Origin of the sequence: Candidatus Rhabdochlamydia sp. W815, assembly GCF_018642185.1 — a bacterium.
Taxonomy (GTDB): Bacteria; Chlamydiota; Chlamydiia; order Chlamydiales; family Rhabdochlamydiaceae; genus Rhabdochlamydia; species Rhabdochlamydia oedothoracis.
The window spans coordinates 2,594-12,140 of record NZ_JAAVTY010000037.1; the positions used below are offsets into that span (position 1 = coordinate 2,594).

General features: G+C 35.6%; 8 protein-coding genes and 1 pseudogene. 5 read left to right on the top strand and 4 right to left on the bottom strand.

The window, feature by feature from the left end; translation table 11 throughout:
* A partial coding sequence (locus RHOW815_RS03865) for a hypothetical protein (protein WP_215217033.1) occupies positions 1–2,012 on the bottom strand: 2,012 nt, incomplete at its 3' end.
* Between the two features lie 533 nt (positions 2,013–2,545).
* Between RHOW815_RS03865 and RHOW815_RS03870 the strand changes: the two genes are divergently transcribed.
* Together RHOW815_RS03870 and RHOW815_RS03875 are read left to right on the top strand one after the other, a co-directional pair.
* Positions 2,546–2,683 carry a hypothetical protein gene (locus RHOW815_RS03870; RefSeq protein ID WP_215217034.1) on the top strand — a complete coding sequence of 46 codons (138 nt, stop codon included), beginning with the start codon at positions 2,546–2,548 and terminating at the stop codon, positions 2,681–2,683.
* A gap of 85 nt (positions 2,684–2,768) precedes the next feature.
* On the top strand, positions 2,769–2,939 hold the full coding sequence (locus tag RHOW815_RS03875) for a hypothetical protein (protein WP_215217035.1): 171 nt from the start codon (positions 2,769–2,771) through the stop codon (positions 2,937–2,939).
* A 10-nt stretch (positions 2,940–2,949) separates the two neighbouring features.
* Here RHOW815_RS03875 and htpG read toward each other — a convergent pair whose 3' ends face one another.
* Positions 2,950–4,776, bottom strand: a complete 1,827-nt coding sequence (gene htpG / locus RHOW815_RS03880; RefSeq protein WP_215217036.1) for a molecular chaperone HtpG — start codon at positions 4,774–4,776, stop codon at positions 2,950–2,952.
* A 228-nt stretch (positions 4,777–5,004) separates the two neighbouring features.
* On the opposite strand from htpG, the pseudogene RHOW815_RS03885 reads away from it, so the two are divergent.
* Together RHOW815_RS03885 and RHOW815_RS03890 are read left to right on the top strand one after the other, a co-directional pair.
* A pseudogene (locus RHOW815_RS03885) lies at positions 5,005–5,163 on the top strand (DUF4277 domain-containing protein); the annotation flags it as partial.
* Positions 5,164–5,645: 482 nt separating this feature from the next.
* Positions 5,646–7,259, top strand: coding sequence for an NAD+ synthase (locus tag RHOW815_RS03890; RefSeq protein WP_215217038.1), 1,614 nt, complete (start codon positions 5,646–5,648; stop codon positions 7,257–7,259).
* Here RHOW815_RS03890 and epmA read toward each other — a convergent pair.
* On the bottom strand, positions 7,256–8,188 hold the full coding sequence (gene epmA / locus RHOW815_RS03895; protein ID WP_215217039.1) for an EF-P lysine aminoacylase EpmA: 933 nt from the start codon (positions 8,186–8,188) through the stop codon (positions 7,256–7,258). The two genes, RHOW815_RS03890 and epmA, sit on opposite strands and share 4 nt — an antisense overlap.
* The gene (efp, locus tag RHOW815_RS03900) at positions 8,181–8,747 is read right to left on the bottom strand and encodes an elongation factor P (protein ID WP_215217040.1); all 567 of its coding nucleotides are present in this window, start codon (positions 8,745–8,747) and stop codon (positions 8,181–8,183) included. Before efp ends, epmA begins: the two co-directional genes overlap by 8 nt.
* A gap of 306 nt (positions 8,748–9,053) precedes the next feature.
* Here efp and RHOW815_RS03905 point away from each other — a divergent pair, with 306 nt between their 5' ends.
* Positions 9,054–9,407 carry a transposase gene (locus RHOW815_RS03905; RefSeq protein ID WP_215217041.1) on the top strand — a complete coding sequence of 118 codons (354 nt, stop codon included), beginning with the start codon at positions 9,054–9,056 and terminating at the stop codon, positions 9,405–9,407.
* Positions 9,408–9,547: the final 140 nt, after the last annotated feature.

Here is a 9,547-nt window from a genome sequence, read left to right on the forward strand (position 1 = left end):
GTATGTTCTAACTCTAAGGCTTCTTTTTCTTGTTGTAGATTAGATAGGCTTTCAAGTTTTTCTTTTAGGGTTATGATCTCCTGCTTTTTGTCTTCTAAAAGTTGAGAAGTTTCCCTATAATTTTTTTCTATAAGAGTATTAGCCTGCTTGAGTGTATCTATCTCTTGTTGTAGCTGAGAAAGTTGTCTTTCTAGTCCTTGACGGGTGTTGTATGAGCGCTCTAATTGTTTAATTTTATTACTATAGTCTGTAGATAACTCAGTCTGAGTTTTCTTAGCTTGAATAAGTTGTCTTGTGAGATTTCCACGTTCTAAATCTAAAGCCTCTTTTTCTTGTTGTAGAAGAGATAGCTGTGATTGTAATTCAGGTAGGGCTTTGAGTTCTTGTTGTATGACTACAATTTCTTGTTCTCTTTGTATTAAGAGTAGAGAAGCTTCTTTATAAGATTCATTAGCTTGTTCTAAACCTGTTTTCTCTTGTTTTAATTTAGAGAGCTGATTTTGTAATTCTTGAAGTTCTTCAAGTTTAGGTAAGTTTTGAATCTTTATTTCTATTTGTGCAATTTGTGCATCTTTAGTAGAGAGTTGTGTTTGTAGATCTGTGTTCGAGTTCTCTAATTGTTTAATTTTATTATTATAGTCTATAGATAGCTCAGTATGTTCTAACTCTAAGGCTTCTTTTTCTTGTTGTAGATTAGACAGGCTTTCAAGTTTTTCTTTTAGGGTTATGATCTCCTTCTTTTTGTCTTCTAAAAGTTGAGAAGTTTCCCTATAATTTTTTTCTATAAGAGTATTAGCCTGCTTGAGTGTATCTATCTCTTGTTGTAGCTGAGAAAGTTGTCTTTCTAGTCCTTGATGGGTATTGTCTGAGCTTTTGATTAGCTCGTTAATTTGTTCATCTTTAGCAGAAAGTTGTGTTTGTAAAAGCGCATTTGAGCTATTTAGTTCTTCAATTTTATTATTATAGTTTGTAGATAGCTTAATTTGACTTTCTTTAATTTGAGAAAGTTGCTCTGTAAGGGTCCCATATTCTGAATCTAAATTATTTTTTTCTCTTTGTAAATCAGATAGCTGCAATTGTAAGTTAGGCAAAGCTTCAAGTTTTTCTTGCAGGGTTGCAATTTCATGTTCTTTTTGTGCTAAGAGCAGAGAAGCTTTTTTATAAGATTGACCTGTAAGATCATTAGTTTGTTCTAACTCTGTTTTTTCTTTTTGTAGTTTAAGAAGCATTTCCTTAAGAGCTGAATTTTCAATCCCTTGAGCAGGAGGTGAAGTTAACGGAGTGATAGGGGATTGATTTAAATTTCTGGATAAAAGATCTAGTAATGCTCGGTAAATGTCTTGTTGGTTATCTACTAATTTATTAATCAGAGCATATTCTTCAGTATAGGGATAGGTAATGTTTTCTTGTTTAAGTGATAAGTTGTGAATAGCTTGGGTTAAGAATACAAGTTGTTCTTTTATTACTTTTAGTTCTTCAGAAGAAGGAGTTTTCTTATTTAGCTGATCTTGTAAATCCTCTATTTTAGCATGCAATTGTTGTATTTGAGAGTTTGATAGAGTAGCGTCAAAATGAATTTTAGAAGGAACTTGTTCTTTGTTTGTTTGTGAAGGGATAAATAAAGGGCGGACTTTAGATTTCAATCCAGCAGAAGAACCAAGAGAAAAGGATTCTTTAAATAAGGAGGCTGCTTTTGTAATAATTTTTTCTTTTCTTTCTTTAATTTCTTGGGAGAGTTCTGAGTCTTTTTTTGCTACTTTAGAATCTTCTAAGTTTTCTCTCCTCAACAGCTGGATCGTAATCCCATCTTTGGTAAGGTGGATGCGAAGTTTTATGTCTTTTGTGGGGTTAAAGTTAGAGATAAGAGCAAGAAATCCTTCTGCATTAAGAAGAGTTCCTACTTTTTCTGCGATCCCTGCTTGTATGGCTTCTTGCAAATCATTAGGGCAGGGTAAGAAAGACCCTTTCTGATCAAACATTTCTAAATTTGATATATTATGAATATTTATCATGATTTTTTCTTATTATTTTTATATTAAGTAGGTTGTTTGATTATATTTTATATATTAAAGGTAAATTTATGTTAAAGACAGGTATATAAAATTAACTATTTTTTACTTGCGATAAATTAATAAATATGATAATCCTCTTTTTAAGAGGTCTTATGCTTTTAATTACCAGTATTTTATGTTTTTTCTTTTGCTATTCCCAAAATGCAACCTACGATATATCTGTCCTGGGAAGCGGATTCATTCGGTGGAACTGTTTAACCTTGAGCCTAAAATACAGAATACGAGTTCAGCTTTGGCAAGAAGATTTATCGATTTAGGACTTTAGCCAATGGATATCCCTCTTTGTTTTGCTGTAGGTGGGGATGCTTATTATTACTTGGATTTGATGCGTAAAATGGCTTTGCAAATCGCAGCTAGATCACCGGATTTTGTCGTAGTAGGAGGCTATATACTGAAATGCATTAGAAAAAAGACTTTTCAAACACTAAATTCATTGAAATTTTCTAATGGATTGAGATATAAATTTTGCTCATATGCAACTAAAAGCGAACTTTTTAACAAGAAACCAAAAAGACATCCTCAAGGCTCGTCATCGCCATGAACGGGATAAAAGGCTATGCGATAGAATCAAATCTATTTTATTAGACCTCTTTCAAAACCCATTAACATAGCTCCAGATTATAAATGCCCGCAATTAGATTGAACTGAAGACCAAACCTTTTTCGTCTATTTCTATCGTGTAGACTCAAGTATTAGATGAATTTTGCTAAATTGTTTACGAGAAATTTAGAAAAAATAGCAAAAGTCAATTCCGTCTGTTTAGTGCGAATAGATCAAGAAAAAGCTGTGGTGGATGCTTTAGATATAAAGGGAAGAGTGATTGATTCGGTGACAATTATGCCTCAAGGAGCAGGATCTGCTCCTTGAGAAGGGTTTTTTAAGGGCAGAAATCTGCCATTTTTTCCAACACGCGATTAGAGCGCAAAATAAAAGACGATAGAGCCTCTGGTGCTAGTTCTTTTTGAGAAAGCAAGGAGAGCTCATAAATATGATGAATAAGTTCCTTAGCCAGTTCTGGTTCTTTTGTTTCTAATTGATAGGCTTTTTGTACAAGCTTATTATTGGTATTTACCACGAAAGTGTTTTTAGAAGGCAAATTGAAGGACTGTTTGGTTAAAGCCATTGTCTCACGCATCCTTCGCATATGCTCATCAATCACTAAAAGAGCTGGAACTGTGTCATTGACAAGACTTTTTGCTTCTACTTCAAGATGCTCTATTTGTAATTTGGAACGGATGAAGTCTGCTATTTTAGCAGCCTCTGTACGCCCTTCTGTATCAAGTAGAGTATGCTCTCTAGTTTTATCTAGAATAGTTTCATCCAGTGCTCCATCGATTCTTTGAAAGCTTATCTTATCTAATTTGCTCTCTAAAAAACTCATAAGATGGTTATCAATCGGTGAGGGGGCATATAAAACCTCCATACCTTTTGCTTGATATAGATCAAGAATATGGCTATGAGAATGCTCTTGAGAGACATAGAAGATCTTATTTTCATGAGACAAACGATTACGCTCTATGTATTCTTCTACTGTTGTCCAATCTTTGTTTGTTTGCTGCCAAATGAGCAAGCTTTTAAGACGCTCATACCACTTGTCATCTTGTAAAATCCCCAGTTTTATGATCCACTCAATGTCCGGCCATGTTTGAATAAACCGCTCGCGATTGGTGGTATATAAAGAGAGTAGGCGATCGCTTACTTTTTTAGAGATATGTTGAGAGAGTTGTCTTACCGTACGATCGACTTGCAAGGTACTACGCGATACATTTAAAGGAATATCAGGACTATCGATAGCGCCTCTTAGTATCATAAGGTAGTCAGGCAAAACATCTTTACAGTTATCTGATACATATACGCGATTGCAAAAGAGCTTAATGGTATTTTGATTCCAGTCAAAGCGACCTGTAATTTTAGGGAAGTAGAGGATCCCTTTTAGATTAAATGGATAATCTACATTTAAATGAATCCAAAAGATGGGATCTGGCTCTAGGGGATAGAGTTGGTGATAGAAATCGATGTATTCTTTATCTGTGCAGTCAGCAGAATTTTTCAACCAAAGAGGCTCTTTAGCGTTGATTTGCTTGCCGTTTAGGTAAATAGGAACCGGCAAAAATCCACAGTACTTTTGCAAAAGAGTGTTTATTCTTGTCTCTTCTAAGAACTCTTCTGCTTCTGAGGATATATGTAATGTAATCGCAGTTCCCCTAGAAGTTCTAGTTCCTTTCTCTAGTTCATAAGAAGAAGAACCATCACAAGACCAAAGAGCTGGCTCTGCTTCTGGAACGTAAGAGAGAGAATCAATACTAACCTTATCCGCAACCATATAGGCAGAATAAAATCCAAGGCCAAAATGTCCAATGATCTGATCTTGTTCTTTTTCGGTTTTATATTTGCTTAAAAACTCTTTAGCTCCTGAAAAGGCAAGCTGTGCAATATACTTTTCTATTTCCTCTGCACTCATACCAAGGCCAGTATCGCTAAAAGTCAGGGTTTTTTTCTCTTTATCGATTGTTAGATCAATTCGAAAAGAGCTATTTTCAATAGAGAGTTTTTCATGATCTTTTAACACTTTACATTTATGAATAGCGTCACACCCATTAGAAATAAGCTCTCGGAGAAAAATTTCTTTGTCTGAATAGAGCCACTGTTTAATGATCGGTAAAATATTTTCCGTGTCAATTTTTAAATTGCCGCATTTTTTCATTATATACCTCCTTTAATCGTATTAGATGGAATACGACAATAGTTTGAGAACAAATTAATATCAATTAATTTATCTTCTTCTAAAACAATCAGCAAGATCGCAAGGGGGAGCTAATCACCTAATCATCTATTTTTGGAATTAGCTAAGCTTTTTGTGCTATTATGTCTTTTTTGAACAAAGAGGTGCGGTATGGTAGAGGTTTCAGAAGGAGAAATTCAAACGACAGTAATGGATCATTATGGCTTAGTGGCTGTCATTTGTCAGGACTTAAAAATTGCTGAAAGGATTGACAATCGTCTGCCATCAGGCCCTCAAAGGAAAGTTAGTCCAGGAATAGCAGCGGTGGCTATGATCATCAATGGTCTGGGCTTTACGAATAGAACATTAGATTTCTTGCATAACCCCCTATTTTAAAGCTTTCATTTATAGATTCCTATCTTAATAAAAGCATTTCCAGCTATATACTAGTTTGGCTTCAAATTAAGAATTTGAACCATATAAAAATCTTTAAGCAAAGAACAATACCTTCTATGAAGGTAAAGAGATTTTTTTCAAAATACCAAGAGATAATCCTTAATTTGAAATTAAACTAGTATATCGCTCAAACAATCATATCTCCTGGATTAAAATACTTTAAAATTTTAGATTGCTTATTGGTTATGCAAGAGATCTATTGTTCTTCTTTTAATCCTTTCATTCTCATGACATCTATTCAAGATAGGTTCATATGCTGTTTGACAATGCTCTCATATCTGTTTCAGTATTTTTTGAAATCAGAGGAACAACTGGTTTTCGTGGATTAAACGTCAAGTATTGAGGCTAATTGATTAAATCGGCTATTTTGAAAAAAAGAGGTTAAGAAAGGATCTATGCGTATTTTTGTTTCTCAATTAAATCCAATTATTGGTGATTTAGAAGGAAACACAAAAAAAATACTTTATTCTTTAGAACAGGCGCGTTTAGCCCATGCAGAGCTTATTCTCTTCTCAGAACTTATTTTATCTGGCTACCCTCCAGAGGATTTATTATTACAAAGGTCTTTTGTTGAAGCGCATGCGTATTATTTGGAACAGGTCATTGCAGCATCTTCTGGTTTAATTGTTATTTTGGGATTGGTTCGTCAAAATAAAGAGAGGGCAGAAAAATCTCTGATAAATAGTGCTGCTGTTATTTACGATAGGAAACTTTTAGGCTTTCAAGACAAACAGTTGCTTCCTACCTACGATGTCTTTGATGAGAGGCGCTATTTTGAACCGGTTTTAAAAACCCGTATTTGGCCATTGAAAGGTAAAAGAATTGGTATTTTGATTTGTGAGGATATGTGGCAACATCTAGAAGGTAATTATGCACACGATCCTGTATTAGACCTGGTTGATTTGCAACCAGATCTTATCCTTAACTTATCCGCTTCTCCCTATGGATTTCAAACATTAGAGACTCGTATTGAAGTATGTCTTGCTTGTGCACGCACATTGAAATGTCCTGTTATACTTTGCTGTCAGGTGGGAGCTAATGATCAACTTGTATTTGCAGGCTATAGTACCTATGTAAATAAGCAAGCTGAACTGCAACAGTTAGCAAAGGGATTTGAAGAAGATACAATGCTTCTGGATACAGAAGCTGTATCTACACCCTATACCTTTATTATCGATCCGTTCAAGGATTTATATCAGGCACTGGTATTAGGCTTGAGGGATTACTTTGTTAAACTAGGATTTAAAAAAGCTTGTCTTGGGATATCAGGTGGAATTGATTCCGCTTTGGTAGCTTGCATAGCAGTGGATGCATTAGGTAGTGAAAATGTATTAGGCATTACCATGCCTTCTCGTTATAACTCAAAACAAAGCCTCTTGGATGCTATAGAATTAGCAGACAACTTAAAAATAACACTAAAGCAGATTCCCATTGAAAAACCATTTCAAGCATATCTTGAACTTTTACAACCTTATTTTGTAGACCAAAAATTCGATGCAACCGAGGAGAATTTGCAAGCTCGTATTAGAGGGGCCATTTTAATGGCTTTTTCCAATAAGTTTGGATGCTTAGTTTTAAGTACGGGTAATAAAAGTGAAATGGCAATGGGTTATTGCACTTTATATGGGGATATGTGTGGAGGTTTAAGTGTGCTATCAGATTTGACTAAACAGCAGGTGTATATCTTAGCCAATCTACATAAACAACGCATTCCTAAATCTACATTAAAAAAACCCCCTTCAGCTGAGCTTAAGTTCAATCAATTAGACAGTAATTCTCTTCCTCCTTATGATATTATAGATCAAGTATTACAAGGTTATATAGAGGAATATTTTTCTCCTGAAGAGATTTCTTATCAATATCAAATACCTCTTGATCTCGTGAAGCAATTAATTAAAAGAATGTATAACGCAGAGTATAAACGCCAACAAGCAGCTCCTGGAATTCGCGTGAGTCGCAGGGCTTTTCAAGCAGGAAGGCGATTTCCCATTGTACAAAAATGGGTTTAGGTTTCATCCCAGGAAAAAGGCAGAATGGGCTTTAGATTATTTAATCCATGCTTAAGAGCGAGCAGGCGATCAAACCCTAAGGCTACTCCACAGCAAGGAGGGAGCTCAAGATCTTGGAGAAATTTTTCATCAATAGGAAGAGCTTCTTTTCCCATTAAAAGGCGAGTTTGATTAGCTTTTTCGATACGTAGTTTGTTTTCTTGTGGGTCGGTTAACTCTTGATACCCATTGGCTATTTCTACTGTTTTATAATATACCTCAAAACGACATGCTACGAGCTTTTGATCGACTAAACGGGTTTTAGCAAGCGCTGCTTGTTCTATAGGGAAATCGGTAATCACAGTCAGATAATGAGGATCCAAAGTGGGCTCTACTACAGATCCCATTACTAATTGAATCAGAAAATCCCTATCCCAACTTGTATCGGATATTTGAATGTCATAGGCTTTTAGACAGTCAAATAACTCTTGTACATCACATGTATCACAATCGATTTCTGTAGCTTGAGTGAAAGCTTCTCGGTAGGTATAAGTATGAATAGGAAGATTACCCAAGGTCATCTGCAATAAATCCAAAGTTTCTCTAATGAGTTGTTCTAAGGACCAGTCTATTCGATACCATTCCAGCATGGTGAATTCTGGGTTGTGCCATCTACCGAATTCATGATTACGGAATACGTGACTGAGTTGATAAATATCTTTGATACCATAAGAGAGCAGTCGTTTCATGCGGTATTCTGGAGATGTATGCAAATAGCCTAATTTATTGCTTAAGCAAACTTTCATTACATCGATATGTGGATCTATGGAGGCTGTCAGAGATAATGCAGGGCAATCTACTTCTAAAACCTTTCTCTGCAAAAAAAAGTGGCGTATTTTAGTAAGTAGATCAGCTCTGCTATACAATAAAGAGAGATCTTTTTTAGACACGAGCGACGTAATCTCCCGTACGTGTGTCTATTTTAATCTTTTCTCCTTCTTCGATAAAGATGGGAATTTGTACTTTTGCACCACTCTCTGTAATCGCTGGTTTTAAAACTCGTCCAGAAGCGGTATCTCCACGTGCTCCCGGAGCTGTTTCAACAACACGCATTTCCATGAAAGTAGGAGGAGTAACATCAATCGGTTGTCCCTTATAGAAGGTTACATCATACAGGATCTCTTCAAGCAGCCACTGCTGTTTATCCTCTAATATGTAAAGAGGAATGGTAAATTGTTCAAAGGACTCATCGTCCATAAAAACAACTCCATCGGATTCTTTGTATAACATACGCATCTTTAGTTCTTCTACATCTGCCGTTGCTACCTTTTCGCCTGATTTAAAGGTTTTTTCTATAACACGCCCTGTTATTAAATGCTTGAGTTTAATACGATTGAAAGGTTGTCCTTTCCCCGGTTTAACAAACTCATTGCTAACCACGGTATAGGGTTCTTCTTCGATTTCTACTTTAAAACCACCTCTTAGATCACTTGTGCTGTATTGGGCCATGTCGTTCCTTTTTTAAAAAGACCATTTTGAATAACAGATGTTTAAAATGCAAGATTTCAAGCCTATTACAAGATTGGTGTTACTTTAAAATCCAAGAAAAATACATTTGCAAGATAGTTAAGTTTTATTTTATATCCATACAGTAAAAAACTCTTTTCTATTGCATAATGTTTGCAGAAATAGCTTTATGCTCATCTAATTTATTGATGAAAAGTTATTATTTACGGTTAAGAACCTATCTTGAATTGAATATAAATTTTCGCTATGATACCAGATCTTTTTATTTTTTAACTAAAGACAGATGACATGAGCAAGCAAGGATTAAATGAAGAACAGTTTAAAATACTCGAACCTCAAATGGAAAAATGGGTAAATCGTAACCATTATGGAAGAAAATTAGCGCCATGGAGACCTGTAGTGAATACTATTTTCTGGGTGCTTCGGACAGGAGCTCCTTGGAAAGATGCACCTAGAAACAAGGAGTTTTCTCATCCCTCAACAGCACACGCATGGCTTGGAAGAATGCAATCTGCTGGATTTTTAGATCAATTTTTAGAAGAGCTGCTTAAGCTTGCCGAACAGCTGGGGTGTATTGATGCCCAGAGACTCTCTGTAGATGGTTTTTTTTTCCAGCGGACGCGGAGGAGGAGAGCAAGTTGATTATGGCTACAAAGGTAAAGGCGTGACATCGCATTTACTGGTAGAAAAATCAGGAAAGCCTCTTGCAATCACTTTTACATCAGCATCCGGGGATGAGAAAAAACAAGTGATCCCTCTGCTTAGGAAAGTCATTCCCTTCA